General features: G+C 66.3%; 14 protein-coding genes. 11 read left to right on the forward strand and 3 right to left on the reverse strand.

All coding sequences use genetic code 11. The annotated features are described in order from the left end of the window. Positions 1-295 precede the first annotated feature (295 nt). The 3 genes from AC1DVR_RS16580 to AC1DVR_RS16590 form a co-directional block, all read right to left on the reverse strand. Entirely contained in the window at positions 296-1,123 is an 828-nt protein-coding gene (locus AC1DVR_RS16580; protein WP_478001710.1) for a LysR family transcriptional regulator, read from the reverse strand. A gap of 180 nt (positions 1,124-1,303) precedes the next feature. Further along, complete coding sequence (locus tag AC1DVR_RS16585) at positions 1,304-3,856, reverse strand: calcium-binding protein (protein ID WP_478001711.1); 2,553 nt, start codon at positions 3,854-3,856, stop codon at positions 1,304-1,306. Between the two features lie 401 nt (positions 3,857-4,257). Further along, positions 4,258-4,728: an RrF2 family transcriptional regulator gene (locus AC1DVR_RS16590; RefSeq protein WP_478001712.1), complete on the reverse strand. Its 471-nt coding sequence runs from the start codon at positions 4,726-4,728 to the stop codon at positions 4,258-4,260. 179 nt (positions 4,729-4,907) lie between these two features. Here AC1DVR_RS16590 and AC1DVR_RS16595 point away from each other — a divergent pair, with 179 nt between their 5' ends. The 11 genes from AC1DVR_RS16595 (at position 4,908) to AC1DVR_RS16645 (ending at position 16,353) form a co-directional block, all read left to right on the forward strand. Then, positions 4,908-7,124 carry a 4Fe-4S binding protein gene (locus tag AC1DVR_RS16595; RefSeq protein WP_478001713.1) on the forward strand — a complete coding sequence of 739 codons (2,217 nt, stop codon included), beginning with the start codon at positions 4,908-4,910 and terminating at the stop codon, positions 7,122-7,124. After that, positions 7,117-9,054 carry a TAT-dependent nitrous-oxide reductase gene (gene nosZ / locus AC1DVR_RS16600; protein ID WP_478001714.1) on the forward strand — a complete coding sequence of 646 codons (1,938 nt, stop codon included), beginning with the start codon at positions 7,117-7,119 and terminating at the stop codon, positions 9,052-9,054. The genes AC1DVR_RS16595 and nosZ overlap by 8 nt, the downstream gene beginning before the upstream one ends. Position 9,055: 1 nt before the next feature. After that, positions 9,056-10,387: a nitrous oxide reductase family maturation protein NosD gene (locus tag AC1DVR_RS16605; RefSeq protein ID WP_478001715.1), complete on the forward strand. Its 1,332-nt coding sequence runs from the start codon at positions 9,056-9,058 to the stop codon at positions 10,385-10,387. After that, a complete protein-coding gene (locus AC1DVR_RS16610) occupies positions 10,353-11,249 on the forward strand; it encodes an ABC transporter ATP-binding protein (protein WP_478001716.1) in 897 nt (298 codons plus the stop codon). The genes AC1DVR_RS16605 and AC1DVR_RS16610 overlap by 35 nt, the downstream gene beginning before the upstream one ends. Continuing rightward, entirely contained in the window at positions 11,246-12,067 is an 822-nt protein-coding gene (locus AC1DVR_RS16615; RefSeq protein WP_478001717.1) for an ABC transporter permease, read from the forward strand. The genes AC1DVR_RS16610 and AC1DVR_RS16615 overlap by 4 nt, the downstream gene beginning before the upstream one ends. Beyond that, positions 12,064-12,615 (forward strand): nitrous oxide reductase accessory protein NosL, encoded by a 552-nt coding sequence (locus tag AC1DVR_RS16620; RefSeq protein WP_478001718.1) that lies wholly within the window; start codon positions 12,064-12,066, stop codon positions 12,613-12,615. The genes AC1DVR_RS16615 and AC1DVR_RS16620 overlap by 4 nt, the downstream gene beginning before the upstream one ends. A 1-nt stretch (position 12,616) precedes the next feature. After that, positions 12,617-13,558 (forward strand): FAD:protein FMN transferase, encoded by a 942-nt coding sequence (locus tag AC1DVR_RS16625; protein WP_478001719.1) that lies wholly within the window; start codon positions 12,617-12,619, stop codon positions 13,556-13,558. Between the two features lie 88 nt (positions 13,559-13,646). Further along, entirely contained in the window at positions 13,647-14,054 is a 408-nt protein-coding gene (locus AC1DVR_RS16630; protein WP_478001720.1) for a c-type cytochrome, read from the forward strand. Between the two features lie 150 nt (positions 14,055-14,204). After that, positions 14,205-14,654, forward strand: a complete 450-nt coding sequence (locus tag AC1DVR_RS16635; RefSeq protein WP_478001721.1) for a group III truncated hemoglobin — start codon at positions 14,205-14,207, stop codon at positions 14,652-14,654. A 26-nt stretch (positions 14,655-14,680) separates the two neighbouring features. Then, positions 14,681-15,697, forward strand: coding sequence for an NAD(P)H-dependent flavin oxidoreductase (locus AC1DVR_RS16640; protein WP_478001722.1), 1,017 nt, complete (start codon positions 14,681-14,683; stop codon positions 15,695-15,697). Beyond that, positions 15,694-16,353: a 5-formyltetrahydrofolate cyclo-ligase gene (locus tag AC1DVR_RS16645; RefSeq protein WP_478001723.1), complete on the forward strand. Its 660-nt coding sequence runs from the start codon at positions 15,694-15,696 to the stop codon at positions 16,351-16,353. Before AC1DVR_RS16640 ends, AC1DVR_RS16645 begins: the two co-directional genes overlap by 4 nt. The last annotated feature ends 41 nt before the right edge of the window (positions 16,354-16,394 follow it).

Raw genomic sequence — 16,394 nt, forward strand, 5'->3', positions numbered from 1 at the left:
TCTCCAAATGGGGGTATCAGGTCATCGGATCTGGAAGGGCAGTAGTCGGCCATAAAAAAATCTCCTTTGCCCGGCAAGAAAGGCTCATTTCGCGGGGGCTCAATGGGTCGGAACCAGAACCGTCCGGCCGCTACCGGAGCCACCATGCCGGCCGTGCAGGGTGACTTCGGGTTCCGGTTCTTGTGCCCGGATGGTTCAAGGCCGGATGATTCAAGGTTAGTGGTCTATTCCCCGGCGGCAACTGAATATTTGGGACGCGAGTTGAGCTAAACTCATCTCATGGTTGCGGCCTGAGTCAGCCGGGGGTGCGCAGGCCAACCGTCTCGTGCCGCAGCCAGCCGGTCAACCGGCGGATCGGGTCCTCCGCGGACCTCGCCTTTTTGATGCAGAGCCGGTAGATGCGCCAGGACGGCGGGGCCAAGGGGTGCCGGCGGCGCAGCTTGCCTTCGGCCCGATGCTCTTTGGCCAAGTGCTCTTTGGCCAGAAAGTCAGGGACCAGCGCGACGCCAAGTCCGGCGCGCGCGTGGCTCAGCGCCAGAACATAATCGTTGCAGCGGACCCAGCCGCCACGGGCCGCCGCCTCCAGATCCAGCCCCGCGTAGATCTGCCAGTCCTGGGTCTGCTCGGGGTTCTGGGCGTAAAGGCGCAGCTCGACGTCGATCTGGGGATGCGCTGCCCGAAAGGCACGCAGTCGCGGCGCCATCCAGCCCGGCCCGAAGGCCGAGCAGGCCGCGATCCGCAACCGCGCCTGCACATTGCCCACAAGCTTCAGCACATCGAAGACGCCGTCGAGTTTCGCCGCCAGCGCCACCCCGGCCTCGGTCAGCGTGATGCTGCGTCCCGTGCGCCCGAAGAGATCCTCGCCCACCGACCGCGTCAGGTCGCGCAACGGGTGGCTGACCGCGCTGGCGGTGACGCCACGTTCGCGCGAAGCGCCCAGCATCGCGCCATGCCGGGCCATCGCCTCAAAGCACTGGAGGTTTCGCAGTAGCCTGGGATTGCGCCGCCCGGAGTTCATGCCAATTGATGAGCGCAGCGACGGCCCCGCTGTCAAGTCTTTATCCCGGCCAGATCGCGGGCGCTGCGCCGCAGGCACCCCATCGGCGCGAACCGGGCGCAGCATCCGGCCGGACCTGCGAAGGTTTGGCGCCGCTCCTGCGATCGCGTGATCAGCAACGCAGGAGAGGAACCGTGGCCACCGGCAGAACCGATGGATTTTGCAAGGAGGCGGTGCAGTTCATGCGCACCAACCGGCACGCGCGGCTTCAGGGTGCGGGCGATCTTCGTCCGGGCGGCCTCCCGGTCAGACGATCAGAAAGTCGGAGGCCGACAGCGTGGCGTGATCGCTCAACCAGGCGATGGAAAAACTGTAGGCCGGGTCATTTCCGGGGAAGTTGAAGGACAGCAGACCCGTCTCCTTGTCATAGACGAAGCCATTCGCCGTGCTGGCGCCGAGGTGAAACAGGCGGGACTCGAGCTGGCCCCGGTCGCCCAACCCGAAGTACTTGCCCTGCAGGACGATCTTGTCGCTTCCCGTGGTGAAATCGTGGAAGGTGACGTGAAACTGATCGGCATAGAGATCGACAAACCTGAAAACATCCGCCCCCGCGCCGCCGGTGATCTCGATCTCGCCCGCGCCGCTCTGTATGGTGTCGTTGCCGGCGCCGGCATCGAGCTTGATGAGGAACCCGCTGCTCCCGATCTCGATCAGGTTGCTCAGCGCATTGCCGGCCAGGACATCGACGCGCGGGCCGGGCCGCGCCCAGTCGTCGAAGGTCAGCCACTCGACATTCGGGTCCATCTTGTAGCCCGGGCCGAACACCACGACATGGTCGTAGCCGCCATGCGCCTTTTCGATGACCCTGATGCCGCCGCCGTTGACGAAGTAGAAATCGTTGCCAGCCCCGCCCACCATCGTGTCATGCGAACCGCCGATGATCGTATCGGCATATTTCGTGGTCTCGATCCGGTTGGCCTCGTCGTTGCCGGTGATGCTGACGGCGCCGGTGGCGGTCGATATGAACTTGTCGATCCCATTGACCATCGTCCAGCTGCGGAAATTGGCCTGGACGGTGTCGATTCCGCGGTCGCCAGAGCTGCCAAAGTCGAGAATGTCGCCGGCATCGAGAAAGTAGAAATCATCCCCTCTGCTTGGTACGAAATAGTCGTTGCCGGCCCCGCCGCGCAGCACATCGTTGCCACCGCCGCCACTGATCGTGTCATCGCCATCGCCGCCGAACAGCAGGCTGTCGTGCAGGCCGCCCTGCAGGGAATCGTTGCCTCCACCGCCATAAAGGGTGGCCGCCGACAGGTTCGCGAGCATCCGGTCATCCCCGAGCCCGCCATAGGCCACCAACCCGTCTCCCAGCCTTGCATCGCTCATCAGGGTGTCGTTGCCGCCGTCCAGATAGATCAGGTCAGACCCGGTGCCGGACAGCAGGGTGACATATTCCCGGCCATCATTGCCGATGAGCGTGCTGTCCTGGTCGCCGATCACGCTCCAATCCTCGACATTGGCCGACAGGCGATAGAACCGCGTCGAGATCTTGACGAAGTCATAGCCGCCCGTCGCCGTTTCGATGATCACGTCGCGGGAATTGTCCACGTAATAGATGTCCTCGCCGCGGCGCCCCTCCATCCGGTCGGCGCCGGAACCGCCCCAGAAGAAATCGTCGCTGCGTCCCCCCGTCAGCACGTCGTCGCCGTCACCGCCGTTCAGCGCGTTATGGTCATAGCGCGAGCCTGTGAGGGTGTCATTGCCGCCATTCCCCAGAATCCAAAGCTCGTCGCCTACGCTGTGCGCGGCCGAGGCATCCATCAGGTTGCCGTTCTCATCGCCCAGGTAGCGCCCGTTCATCCAGATCTCGGACCAGGGGCCAAGCCGGCTGAAGTCGAAGCCGGTCAGGATGGTCTCGCTGCCGGCGATTTCAAGGGTGTCATGGCCGCCACCGCCGTAAATCGTATCTGCGAGGATATCGCCGGAGCTCATGAGGAAGGTCTCGTTGCCCGCGCCGCCGTAGATCAGATCCCGGCCGGCTCCACCGGCGATCTGACCCCCGCCGCGCGCGCCATAGATCGTATCGTCACCATCGCCGCCGGCGGCCGAGCCATAACCGCGGCCAAAGCGGATCAGATCGTCGCCACCCCCGGCGGAAATGTAGATATGGTCGACCACGGCGCTGCTGAAATCATAGACATCCGCCGCCGTGTCGGATGCCCCGTAGAGAACCCCCGCAAAGACCTCGATGTCGTGGCCTGGCCCTACGACAAAACCGTGGGCCGAGAACGGCGTGGAGGTGAAGGACAGGGTGTCCTGACCCATCCCGCCGAAAATGTGGTCCAAGGAAGTATAGCTTTGCGAAAGGAGGATGCGGTCATTGCCCTCTCCACCGTAGATCGTCGAGGTGCCGCGCAGGGGGCCGATCTCGTAACCGGCGCCTATCACATCATTGCCCGCGCCACCGAACAGCCGGTTGGACCCATCCCTGTCGTCCAGCGTGTCATTGCCTGCGCCGCCGTAAAGCAGGTCGTTGCCCAGGTCGCCCGACAAGATGTCCCCAAAGTCACCGCCATAAAGCCTGTCGTCGCCATCAACTCCGCGCAGGTAGTCATAATCTGATGACCCCACCATCACGTCATTGCCGCTGCCCGCAGTGATCAGGTAGACGCCCTCGCCAGACTGAATTTGGGCGGCCTGAGGGCCAAGAATTTTGGAGAGATCAATCCAGCCGGCGCCGGTTACCACCAGGGAGACGGGCGTTGTGCTGTCAGTGGGCGAATAGCGGATGGCGGAATAGCTTTGGAACTCTGCGATGCTCGCGGTGATCGTGGCGCCGTAGGTGTAAAGGACAGACATGCAAACTCCGAAAAAGCTCTCTGCGAAAATCCTCGGTGAAATCGCTTGCGCCGGATGGTGGGGAATGCTGTGAGGTTAGGAAGTAAATACCTGAAAGGCAAACGGTTTTCGCCCGCAGGTGGTGATGGCATCCGGCCCGATCCACCGTCTGGCTGCCTCCGACCAGCGTCGCCGCGAGGTCGAGGCCTGAGGCGGGACATCCCACCTCCCCTTCCCCCCAACTCCTGCGAAGAGTGCCGGCGGTTCGGCGTCCTGGGTCTTTCGCCGCGCCGCGGTTTGCCATTGATCTGGGTGCGAGCTGTCAGACGCCCTTGCTGGGCTGCCCGGAAGGGCCGGACTGACGCCCCGGACGTCTTGCAAACGGGTCGGGGACGGGCCTGCGGGAGGGTTTTGTCCCCGGGTCAGACGACGGCGGGCTGAGCGGGAGGCGGGGCGGGAGGCGGGGCGGGGGGCGGGGCGGGGCGGAACGATGACATCGGCAGTGTCACATCGGCCAGCGTCACCTGATCGAAGGCCGCCAGAAACCCCGCGATTGCCTTGCGCCCCACGGCGGGCAGGCGGCAGGGCCCGGCGATCGGGCAGGCCTTGTGGTCCTGAAAGCATTCGAACACGCCAAAGTCGGTTTCGGTGACCCGCAGCACGGCGCCGAGGTTGATGTCCTCGGGCTTGCGCGCCAGCTGGTAGCCGCCGGTCCTGCCCTTGATGCCCTGCAGAAAGCCAGCCCGAGTCAGCTTCAGCACGACTTTCTTCAGATGCCCATGCGATATCCCGAAAATCTCGGCGGTGTCCTCGATCGTCAGACGCGCCTCGCCGCGGGCTGCGGCGATCATCAGGACGCGCAGCGCATAGTCGCTGAATTTCGTCAGGTGCATGGGCAGACCCTTCTCTTGCTGTCTCGGGCCACATTCTCTGTCCAAACGGATCGCTTGGGAATGGCCGGAATCACATGGCAGCCTGTGCAATCGGTGGGGGGCAGCTGTTGCACATAAAAAGGATATTTTAGTTGACCTAAATCAAGGGCGACTGCCAGCCTCTCAGGCATAGAAGAGGCATGAAACACGTTCTGCACCCGCTTCTGACCCGCTTTTGGCTTGGCCTTGTGGCCATGGTCTTCCTGGCCCTGCCGGTTTTGGCCGAGAGCGTTCTGGCCAAATACCTGCCGACGGTCGCCGCGGCCGAGCTGGTGGCCGGCGCCGATGGCTTCGGGCCGATCCGTGGCGATCTGGCGGTGGCGCCGGTGCTGAAGGGGGGCCAGCAGATCGGCTGGGTCTTCCTGACCTCGGATTTCGTGGGGACGACGGGCTATTCGGGCAAGCCGATCCACACGCTGGTCGCGGTCGACCCGACCGGCAAGATCACCGGCGTCAAGCTGGTCAAGCACGCGGAACCCATCGTGCTGATCGGCATCCCCGAGGCCAAGGTCAAGGCGCTGGCGGCGAGCTATGTCGGCATGGACCTGGTTGCGATGGCCAAGACCGGCGGCAAGCACGAGATGAACATCATCTCGGGCGCCACGGTCACGGTGATGGTGCTGGATGACAGCATCCTGCGATCGGGCCTGAAGGTCGCGCGAGCCCTCGGGCTTGGCGGGTTGACGCCAGAGGTCGTGGCCGGCCCCACGGTCGAGATCGACCCCGCCGCCACCGCCCCGGCGGATTGGCTGGCGCTGGAGGGTGACGGCACCCTGCGCCGCCTGTCGCTGGACGTGGGCCAGGTCAACGCCGCCTTCGCCGCCCTGAACGACCCGCGCGCCACCGCCAGGCCAGAGACCGCGCCGCCCGACAGCGTCTTCATCGAACTGCAGGTGGCCCTGGTTTCGGTGCCTGCCATCGGCCAGGCGCTGCTAAGCGCGCAGGATCAGGCCAACCTGACGGCCTGGCTGCAACCCGGCGATCAGGCCGTGATGATCGTGGGCAAGGGGATCTTCTCCTTCAAGGGGTCGGGCTATGTGCGCGGCGGCATCTTTGACCGCATCGTGCTGGTGCAGGATGACGTCTCGGTCCGCTTCCATGACCGCGACCACAAGCGGCTGGCCGCGATTGCGGCCAGTGGAGCGCCGGAATTCAGCGAAACCGACCTGTTCCGCATTCCGGCCGCGTCGGGGTTCGATCCCACCAAGCCCTTCCGCATCCAGCTTCTGGTGCAGCGCCAGGTCGCCGCGATCGAGAAGGATTTCATCACCTTCGACCTCGCCTACCAGCTGCCGCCCCACTATTTGCGCACGATTGCCGCCCCGGCGGCCACCTCGACCCAGGCGGCAACGGCGGAGGGTGCGGCAGCGACCCAGGACGAAAGCGCCGCGCAAAGCGCGCTGTGGCGGAAGATCTGGCTGGACAAGAAGGGGGAGATCGCGGGCCTTGCCGTGATGCTGGCCGTGCTGACGCTGGTCTTCTTCTTTCAGGGCCTCGCCACCCGCAAGGCGCGCGCCTTCTTCTGGTTCCGCATGGGGTTCCTGACCGTCACCCTGGTGTTTCTGGGCTGGTATGCCAATGCGCAGCTGTCGGTGGTCAACCTGATGGCGCTGTTTGGCGCCCTGGTGACCGGCTTCAGCTGGCAGGCCTTCCTTCTGGACCCGCTGACCTTCATCCTGTGGTTCTCGCTGGCCGCCGCCCTGATCTTCTGGGGACGGGGCGCCTATTGCGGCTGGCTCTGCCCCTTTGGCGCGCTGCAGGAGATCACCAACAAGATCGCCCGTGCCTGCCACATCCCGCAATGGACCCTGCCCTGGGGCCTGCATGAGCGCCTCTGGCCGCTGAAATACATGATCTTCCTCGGGCTGTTCGGCGTGTCGCTGATGTCGATCGACCAGGCCGAGCAATATGCCGAGATCGAGCCGTTCAAGACCGCCATCGTTCTGAAATTCGTCCGCGCCTGGCCCTTCGTGGCCTATGTCGCGGCCCTTCTGGCGGCTGGTCTTTTCGTCGAACGCTTCTACTGCCGCTACCTCTGCCCCTTGGGGGCGGCGCTGGCGATCCCGGCGCGGATGCGGATGTTCGACTGGCTCAAGCGCTACCACGAATGCGGCGCGCCCTGTCAGACCTGCGCCAACGAATGCCCGGTGCAGGCCATCCATCCGACCGGAGAGATCAATCCCAACGAATGCGTSAACTGCCTGAATTGCCAGGTGCTTTACCAAAGCAAGACCAAATGCCCGGTCGTCATCCGCCAGGTCAAGCGGCGCGGCGCGGTGGGCGCGGTCGAGATGTCCGCGCGGAGGCCTGGCGACCTTATCAACCATCCCAATCTGAAAGGACCGAAAAATGTCTGAGAGCGAAAAACCCGGACTGAGCCGGCGGGGACTATTCGGGGCCACCGCGGGCGGTGCTGCGCTGCTGGGCGGGCTTGGCGCCTCGCGTCTGGCCCTGCTGGCCGGAGCCACGGGCATGACCGCAGCCGCAACCGCGGCCCGGGCCGAGGAGGCTTCCTTCCAGGTCGCACCCGGCCAGCTGGACGAATACTACGGCTTCTGGTCCTCGGGCCAGTCGGGCGAGATGCGCATCCTTGGCATCCCCTCGATGCGCGAACTGATGCGGGTGCCGGTGTTCAACCGCTGCTCGGCCACCGGCTGGGGCCGCACCAACGAAAGCCGCCGCATCCTGAACGAGACGATGACCGAGGAGACCAGGGCCTACCTCGCCGCCAACAATCAGGTCGTGCATGATAACGGCGACCTGCACCACGTCCACATGTCCTTCACCGAGGGCAAATATGACGGCAAGTACCTGTTCGGCAACGACAAGGCCAACACCCGCGTCGCCCGCATCCGCTGCGACGTGATGAAGACCGACAAGGTGCTGGAGATCCCGAACGCCCGCGGCATCCACGGCATGCGGCCTCAGAAATGGCCGAAATCGACCTATCTCTTCTGCAACGGCGAGGACGAGACGCCGCTGAAGAACGACGGCTCGACGATGAACGATGCGTCGACCTACACCAACATCTTCACCGCCGTGGACACCGAAAGCTTCCGCGTGGCCTGGCAGGTCCAGGTSTCGGGCAACCTCGACAACACCGATGCGGATTACGAGGGCAAATGGGCCTTCTCCACCTCCTACAACTCGGAAATGGGGATGACGCAGGCCGACATGACCGCGGCCGAGATGGACCATGTCGTGATCTTCAACATTGCCGAGATCGAAAAGGGCATCGCGGCGGGGGACTTCACCGAATACAACGGTTGCAAGGTTCTGGACGGTCGCAAGGGGTCGAACAAGAACTACACCCGCTACATCCCGGTCGCCAACAACCCGCATGGCTGCAACATGGCGCCCGACAAGGTTCACCTGTGCATCGCGGGCAAGCTGTCGCCCACCGTCACGGTGATTGATGTCACCAGGCTGGACACGCTCTTCACCTCGGACGCCGACCCGCGCTCGGTCGTCGTGGCCGAGCCTGAGCTGGGTCTTGGCCCGCTGCACACCGCCTTTGACGGCAAGGGCAACGCCTTCACCTCGCTGTTCCTCGACAGCCAGGTGGTGAAATGGAACATCGCCACGGCGATCAGGGCCTATGCCGGGGAGAAGGTCGATCCGATCCTGGACAAGGTGGATGTGCAATACCAGCCCGGCCACCTGAAAACCTCGATGGGCGAGACGCTGGAGGCGGATGGCAAGTGGCTGGTCTGCCTGTGCAAATTCTCCAAGGACCGCTTCATCAACGTGGGGCCGCTCAAGCCGGAAAACGATCAGCTGATCGATATCTCCGGCGACAGGATGAAGGTCATCCACGACGGCCCGAACTTTGCCGAGCCGCATGACGCGATCGCCGTCCATGCCTCGAAGCTGAACCCGCTGTCGGTCTGGGACAGGCAGGACCGCATGTGGGCCGAAACCCGCAAGCAGGCCGAGGCGGATGGCGTCAATCTGGACGATTACCAGGACTCGGTGATCCGCGACGGCAACAAGGTGCGGGTCTACATGTCGTCCCAGGCGCCGAACTTCAGCCTGGAGAGCTTCACCGTGAAGCAGGGCGACGAGGTGACGATCTGTGTCACCAACCTCGATGACATCGACGATCTGACCCATGGCTTCACCCTGGGCAACCACGGCATCGCGATGGAGATCGGGCCGCAAGCCACTTCTTCGGTGACCTTCATCGCAACCCAGCCCGGGGTGCACTGGTACTATTGCCAGTGGTTCTGCCATGCGCTGCACATGGAAATGCGCGGCCGGATGCTTGTCGAACCGAAGGCGACCTGAGATGCGCCTGCGCCTGTCCCTGAGCCTTGCCCTTGTTCTGCTGGCGCTGCCCGCGCCGGCCGAGGAGGTGCGCGTGGCGCCGGGGACAGGCAGCCTGCAACGCGCCATCGCCRGCTCGCAGCCCGGCGATGTGCTGCTRCTGGCGGCGGGCATCTATCCCGGGCCCTTCGTGATCGACCATTCGCTGACGGTGCAGGGCCAGCCGGGCGCCATCCTCGACGGCCAGGGGGTTGGCAGTGTCGTCACCCTGACCGGCGACGAYATCACGCTRAAAGGGCTTGCGATCACCCGCTCTGGCGACCGCAACGAGGACATCGATTCCGGCGTCAGGATCCTCAAAGGGGCCGACCGCAACGTGGTCGAGGGCAACTTTCTGACCGACAACATGCACGGCGTCGACGTGCATGGCGGCATCGACTGCGTGGTGCGCAACAATGTCATCGAGGGGCGCCGCACCGATCGCCTCAACCAGCGCGGCAACGGGGTCTATGTCTGGCACGCGCCGGGCCTGATCGTGGAGGGCAACGACATCCGCTGGGGCCGCGACGGGATCTTCTCGAACACCTCGAGCCACGACATCTACCGGGGCAACCTGTTCCGCGATCTGCGTTTTGCCATCCATTACATGTACACGCGCGACAGCGAGGTGTCCGACAACATCTCGATCGGCAACCATCTTGGCTTTGCCATCATGTTCTCCAACCATGTGAAGGTCACCGGCAACATGTCGCTGGGCGACCGCGACCACGGGCTGATGATCAACGCTTCGAACTATTCCGACTTCTCGGGCAATCTGGTGAAAGGGGCGGCCAAATGCACTTTCATCTATGACGCCAACAAGAACCTGTTCGTCGGCAACCGCTTCGAGGGTTGCGACATCGGCATCCACTTCACCGCGGGCTCCGAAGGCAATGCCATGACCGGCAACGCCTTCATCGGCAACCGGACGCAGGTCAAATACGTCGGCACCCGCATGATCGAATGGAGCTTTCAGGGCCGCGGCAATTTCTGGTCCGACCATCCGGTGTTCGACCTGAACGGCGACGGCTATGCCGACAGTCCCTTCCGCCCCAATGACCTGATGGATTCCATCCTGTGGTCGCAACCCGCCGCCGCACTGCTGATGGGCTCGCCCGCCGTGCAGCTGATCCGGTGGAGCCAGTCCTCCTTCCCTGCCATCCTGCCCGGTGGCGTSGTCGACAGCCATCCGCTGGTGACCGCCCCCGCCMTCGAAATYCCTGCCAAGATTGCCGCGATGGAGGCCCTTGTGGCCGACCGCTGGCTGAAAGAMCCAAGCCATGACGCCTCATCTGACGCTGCAATGTCTGACTAAGACCTACGGTGGCCAGCGCGCCCTGTCCGAGGTTTCCCTGACCATCGCCCCCGGCGAGCGGGTGGCTCTGCTTGGCCATAACGGCGCCGGCAAATCCACCATGATGAAGATCATCCTTGGCCTGATCCCCTACGATTCCGGCACGTTGCAGGTCACCGGCGCCGCCCCCGGCTCGGCGCTGGCCCGCGCGCGCGTGGCTTATCTGCCCGAGAATGCCGCCTTCCATCCCGCCCTGACCGGGCTGGAGCAGATGCAGCACTACCTTGCCCTGCGCGGACAGAAATCGAGCCTTGCCCTTGGCTTGCTGGAACGTGTCGGCCTCGGCCCTGCCGCCCGGCGCCGCATCGGCACCTATTCCAAAGGCATGCGSCAGCGCGTSGGYCTGGCGCAAACSCTGATCGGCAAGCCCAKGTTGCTGGTGCTGGACGARCCGACCTCYGGCCTYGACCCGGTGTCGCGCCGCGATTTCTACGAACTGCTGGACGGGCTGGCSGCCGAGGGCGCCTCGATCCTGTTGTCCTCGCAYGCSCTGACCGAGGTGGAGGCGCGCACCGACCGCATCCTGATCCTGTCGGGCGGGGTTCTGGTGGCCGAGGGCAGCCTCTCCGACCTGCGCCGGCGCGCGGCGCTGCCGGTGGCCTTCCACGTCACCCCGCGCCCGGGCGCCGAGGCCGAGGTTGCCCTCGCCCTGCCGGAGGCGACGCGTGCCGCAGGGGTGCTGACCCTGACCGGGAGGCAGGAGGAAAAGCTGGGGCTTCTGGCCCGGATCTCCGCCCTGGGAGACAGTGTCGCGGATATCGACGTGCAGCCGCCTTCGCTGGAGGACATCTACAGCCATTTCAGCAAGAGGGCCGGGCAATGAACCGCATCCTTGCCACCGCCCGGACCGAGTTCCGCATCGCCCTGCGCAATCGCTGGGTTGCGATGTCCATCGCGATGATGGCGCTGTTCTCGCTGGTGCTTTCGGCCGCCGGGTCCTCTGCCACCGGCAGCATCGGGGCGGACCGCCTGTCGGTCGTCGTGGCCAGCCTGACCAGCCTTGCGGTCTATCTGGTGCCGCTCGTCGCGCTCCTCATGTCCTTTGACGCGATCGCCGGCGAGGTGGAGCGAGGCACCCTGCCCCTGCTGCTGACCTATCCCGTCTCGCGCCCGGAAATCCTTCTGGGCAAGCTTCTGGCCCATCTGGCGATCCTGACCCTTGCCGTGGCCGTGGGCTATGGCATCGCAGCCCTGGCCGCGCTGGCGGTGGACGCTTCGGCGGTGGCCGGGCTGGCCGTGCTGTGGCGGCTGATGTGGTCATCGGTTCTGTTGGGGGCCACCTTCCTTGGCATGGGTTACGCGGCCTCGGCCCTTGCCCGCAGGCCCTCCGGGGCGGCGGGGCTGGCGATCGGGCTGTGGCTGGGGATGATCGTACTCTACGATCTGGGGTTGCTCGCGGCCATCGTGGCCGACAATGGCGGCCTTTTCAGCACCAGGGTCTTTCCGGTCGCCCTGCTGGCCAATCCGGCCGACGCGTTCCGGCTGTTCAATCTGGCCGCCTCGCAGGCGACGGCGGCGGCGGCCGGCGTGGCAGGGGCGGCGAGCACGATCCCGGTCTGGGCCTCGCTCACCTCCATCGCCCTGTGGCCGGTCGCGGCGCTGGGTCTTGCCACCGCAGCCTTCCGCAGGGTGACCCCATGAAGCGCCTYGCCCTGATCCTCCTGCTGCTGGCSGCCTGCAAGGACGAGGCGCCGGTCCCGCTGCCGGTGGCGATGACCGCCGATACGACCGGCTATTTYTGCCAGATGGACCTGCTGGGCCATCCCGGCCCCAAGGCGCAGATCCACCTSGCSACCTATCCCGGCARGCCCCTGTTCTTCAGYCAGGTCAAGGATGCCGTGGCCTAYCTSMGGATGCCMGAGCAGATCGACACCGTGACCGCCACCTATGTCAGCGACATGGGCGCGGCGCCCAGCTGGCAGTCCCCCGGCGCCACCAACTGGCTGGCCGCGGAGAAGGCGGTCTATGTCGTGGGCTCCGACGCCAGGGGCGGCATGGACGCGCCGGAGTTCGTGCCCTTCAGCGACCCCGCCAAGGCCCGGGCTTTCGCCGCCAGCCATGGCGGCCAGGTGATGACGCTGGCCCAGATCCCGCAGACCGCCCTGACGCCCGGCACCGCCCCCGGCGATACCGAGACCGACGCCGACATCGCCGCGCGCCTGCGCGCCCTTTCCCCGACCGGAGGCTGACATGCCCATCCTGCCCCCCCGCCTCCTGACCCCTCGCCCACTTTCCCGGCGCCGCTTTCTGACCCTTTCGGCTGTGGCCGCCCTGCCCTTGTCCTTCCCGGCACGCGCGGCGCAGATCACCCAGTGGCATGGCACCGCCCTTGGCGCCGGGGCCGCGATCTATCTGGATCACCCCGACGCCCCCGCCATCATCGCCCGCGCCGTGGCCGAGATCGCGCGGCTGGAGGCCATCTTCAGCCTGTACCGCGCCGACTCCGCCCTGTCGCAGTTGAACGCGGCGGGCCGGCTGGATGCGCCGCCCTTTGAATTGCTGGAGTGTCTGACGCTTTGCGCGCGCGTCGGTGCCGCGACGGGCGGAAGGTTCGACCCGACGGTTCAACCCCTCTGGCAGCTTTACGCCGCAGCCTTTGCGGCGGGGGACGCGCCGCGCCCGGAGCAGATCGCGGCGCTCTTGCCCAAGGTCGGGCTGCACCGCATCAGCTGGGACAGTGCGGCGGTAGAGATGCCCGCCGGCATGGCGCTGACGCTCAACGGCGTGGCGCAAGGCTTCATCGCCGACAAGGTGGCCGAGATGCTCGCCGCGGCGGGGCTGACCGATATCCTGATCAACACCGGAGAGTTCCGCGCCCTCGGCCAAATGCCCGGCGGTCGGGACTGGCCGGTCAAGCTGGCCAGCGGGGGCGAGACGGGACTTGCCTCGCGCGCCCTGGCGACCTCGGCGCCGCTGGGGACCGTTTTTGACGCGCAAGGCAAGGTCGGACATATCCTGCACCCSGTGACCGGCCTGCCWGCRACCCCGACATGGACCTYGGTTTCGATCAGCGCGCCCACGGCGGCGCTGGCGGATGCGCTGTCCACCGCCGCCTGCCTGATGCCCGATCGCGCGTCGATCCTGGCGGCCCTGTCCCAGTTTCCGCAAACCCGGATCGAAGCGCTGGTCTGACCTGGCCCTGCCCCAGACGCGCCCCCGGCCCCGCACCACCCCCTGCCATCCCGACCCCTCACCCCCCCTGCCCTTCATGGAGATTACGATGAAAACCCTGACCCTGATTGCCGCCCTCACCCTCGCCGCCGCCCCGGCCCTTGCCGCCGGCGACGCCACCAAGGGGGCCGATGACTTCAAGCGCTGCAAGGCGTGCCATTCCATCGTGGCGCCCGATGGCACCGCGATCCAGAAGGGCGGCAAGACCGGCCCGAACCTTTACGGCGTGATCGGCCGCAAGGTCGCGAGCCTTGCCGATTTCAAATATGGCGACTCGATCGCGGCGGTCGGCGCCAAGGGCACGATCTGGGACGAGGCGATGGTGGCGGCCTATGTCACCGACCCCACCGCCTGGCTGAAGGCCCAGACCGGCAATGACAAGGTCGTGGCCAAGATGACCTTCAAGATGGCCACCGGGGGCGAGGACATCGCGGCCTACCTCGCCTCGATCAAGTAACCGGCATTCAGGCCGGCACGGTCGAAGGGTCCGTATGCCCGGCGCATGCGGGCCCTTCTCACCGGCTTTAAAGGATATATGATGTACCTGTTAAAGCGCAGGATACCCGATGAGTCCCGACCCGGGGACGGCGCGATGGAGACGCAACCGATGACAACTTCACAAGCCTTCAGCCTGCGCCCGGCGGTGACCGCCGATCTGATGGTGCGCACCGGACTGGACGACAGGGTCCTGGAGCGGCTCGTGCATGGCTTTTACGACCGTGTGCGGTCGGACCCGCTGCTCGGCCCGGTCTTTGCCGCGCGCATCACCGACTGGGGCCCCCATCTGGCGCAGATGGTGGCGTTCTGGTCGTCGGTGGCGCTGATGACGGGGCGCTATCATGGCCAGCCGATCCCCAAGCATCTGCCCCTGCCGGTGGAGGCCGCGCATTTCGACCGCTGGCTCACCCTGTTCCGCCAGACCGCACACGAGGTCTGCTCGCCCGCCGGCGCCGCCTGGGTCATCGAACGGGCCGAGCGGATCGCCGGGTCGATCCTTATGAACATTGAGGACGCCCGTACCGCCTATGGCCGGGCCGGTCTGCCGCCACGCTTCTAGCGCAGCTTTCAAGGAGGAGAGACGCCATGTCCGATCGCCGTTTGCAGACCCCGGTCTGCGCGCTACTGGGATGCGAGGTGCCGATCCTGCTGGCCGGAATGGGCGGGGTGGCGCGCTCCGAACTGGTTTCCGCGGTGGCCAAAGCCGGTGGCTTCGGCATGCTGGGCATGGTGCGCGAAAGCCCGGCCCGGATCGCGGCAGAGATCGACGCGGTGCGGGCCCGAACCGCGCGCCCCTTCGCGGTGAACCTGATCCCGGCGGCCACTGATCCCGCCTTGCTTGCGGCAGAGATGCAGGTCTGCCTTGAGCGCGCCGTGCCCGCGATGTGCTTTTTCTGGGATGTGGTGCCGGAGGTCGTGGCCAGGGCCAAGGCGGCGGGCTGTCTGGTGCTGCATCAGGTGGGCTCGCTCGCCGCGGCGCGGGCGGCAGAGGCGGCCGGGGCCGATGTGCTGATCGTGCAGGGGGTGGAGGCGGGCGGCCATGTGCATGGCACGGTGGCGGCCCTGGTTCTGCTGGAGCAGGTGGCGCGCGCAACGTCCCTGCCGCTGATCGCCTCCGGCGGCTTCGCCACCGGCGCGAGCCTGATCGCGGCCCTCGCCCTCGGCGCGCAGGGCATCCACTGCGGCACGGCCTTTCTGGCCACCCGGGAATCCTATGCCCATGACGACCACAAGGCGCGCGTGATCGCCGCCCGGGCGGAAGATACCGTCTACACCGACGCTTTCGCGATCAACTGGCCTGCGAACTCGCCGGTGCGCGTCATCCGCAATTCGGTGACCGATGCCCTGGGCCATGACCTGATGGGCCACCACCCCGACCGCCTGCCGCGTGAGGTGATCGCCTGGGAGGAGGGGCGCCCGCTTTACCGCTACGCCACCGACTCGCCGCTGCGCTGCACGACAGGCAACCTGGAGGCGATGGCGGCCTTTGCCGGGCAAAGTGCCGCACTGATCGACGATCTGCCGACAGCCGCCGACCGCATCGCGGCGATCCTGTCAGAGGCGCGCACCGCCCTCGCCAGGCTGCAGGGGATGACCGCATGAAACCGCCCGCCTCGCCGCCCTGCATGGCCGATGCGTTCGACCCGGCCCATGTCGACCCCGAACAGGCCCGCGACGTTGCGGTCTGGCGCAGGGCGGAACGGCAGCGGCTGCTGGCCTGCCGCGCCGCACTGCCGGTCGTGACGCGGCAGGCCGCCGCACAGGCCATCGCGGACCATCTGGACCGCGTGCTGGAAGACCGGTTCGGCACGCTGCAGGGCCTGACGATCTCTGCCTGGTGGCCGATCAGGTCCGAGCTGAACCTGCGGCACTGGCTGGCGGGCCTTGCGGCGCGCGGGGCGCAGGCGGCCCTGCCGCTGGTGATCACCCCCGGCGCGCCGCTGATCTTCCGCCGCTGGACGCCCGAAACCCGGATGGAGCGCGGCTTCTGGAACATCCCCGTCCCCGCCGAGGGGCCGCAGGTCACACCCGACATCACCCTGGCCCCGGTGGTCGGCTGGGATGCCGCGGGCTACAGGCTGGGCTATGGCGGCGGCTATTTTGACCGCACGCTGGCGGCACTGCAGCCGCGGCCCTTTGCGATGGGCCTGGGCCTCGACGCGGCGCAGCTGCGCACGATCTTCCCGCAGCCCCATGACATTGCGATGCAGCTCATCATCACCGAAACCGGCCCTCGCCTTCCGAGGCCGCTGCCCTGACAGGCGCCGCGCAGCGGGGCAATGCGCGCCCGATCCCCGCC

The organism is Rhodobacter sp. P2_H5 (assembly GCF_056403335.1).

Bases quoted from the DNA above. Each gene is read 5' to 3' on its own strand.
- AC1DVR_RS16580 (WP_478001710.1), bottom strand. From the start codon at position 1,123: ATGCTGCGCCCGGTTCGCGCCGATGGGGTGCCTGCGGCGCAGCGCCCG.
- AC1DVR_RS16585 (WP_478001711.1), bottom strand. From the start codon at position 3,856: ATGTCTGTCCTTTACACCTACGGCGCCACGATCACCGCGAGCATCGCA.
- AC1DVR_RS16590 (WP_478001712.1), bottom strand. From the start codon at position 4,728: ATGCACCTGACGAAATTCAGCGACTATGCGCTGCGCGTCCTGATGATC.
- AC1DVR_RS16615 (WP_478001717.1), top strand. From the start codon at position 11,246: ATGAACCGCATCCTTGCCACCGCCCGGACCGAGTTCCGCATCGCCCTG.
- AC1DVR_RS16630 (WP_478001720.1), top strand. From the start codon at position 13,647: ATGAAAACCCTGACCCTGATTGCCGCCCTCACCCTCGCCGCCGCCCCG.
- AC1DVR_RS16635 (WP_478001721.1), top strand. From the start codon at position 14,205: ATGACAACTTCACAAGCCTTCAGCCTGCGCCCGGCGGTGACCGCCGAT.
- AC1DVR_RS16640 (WP_478001722.1), top strand. From the start codon at position 14,681: ATGTCCGATCGCCGTTTGCAGACCCCGGTCTGCGCGCTACTGGGATGC.
- AC1DVR_RS16645 (WP_478001723.1), top strand. From the start codon at position 15,694: ATGAAACCGCCCGCCTCGCCGCCCTGCATGGCCGATGCGTTCGACCCG.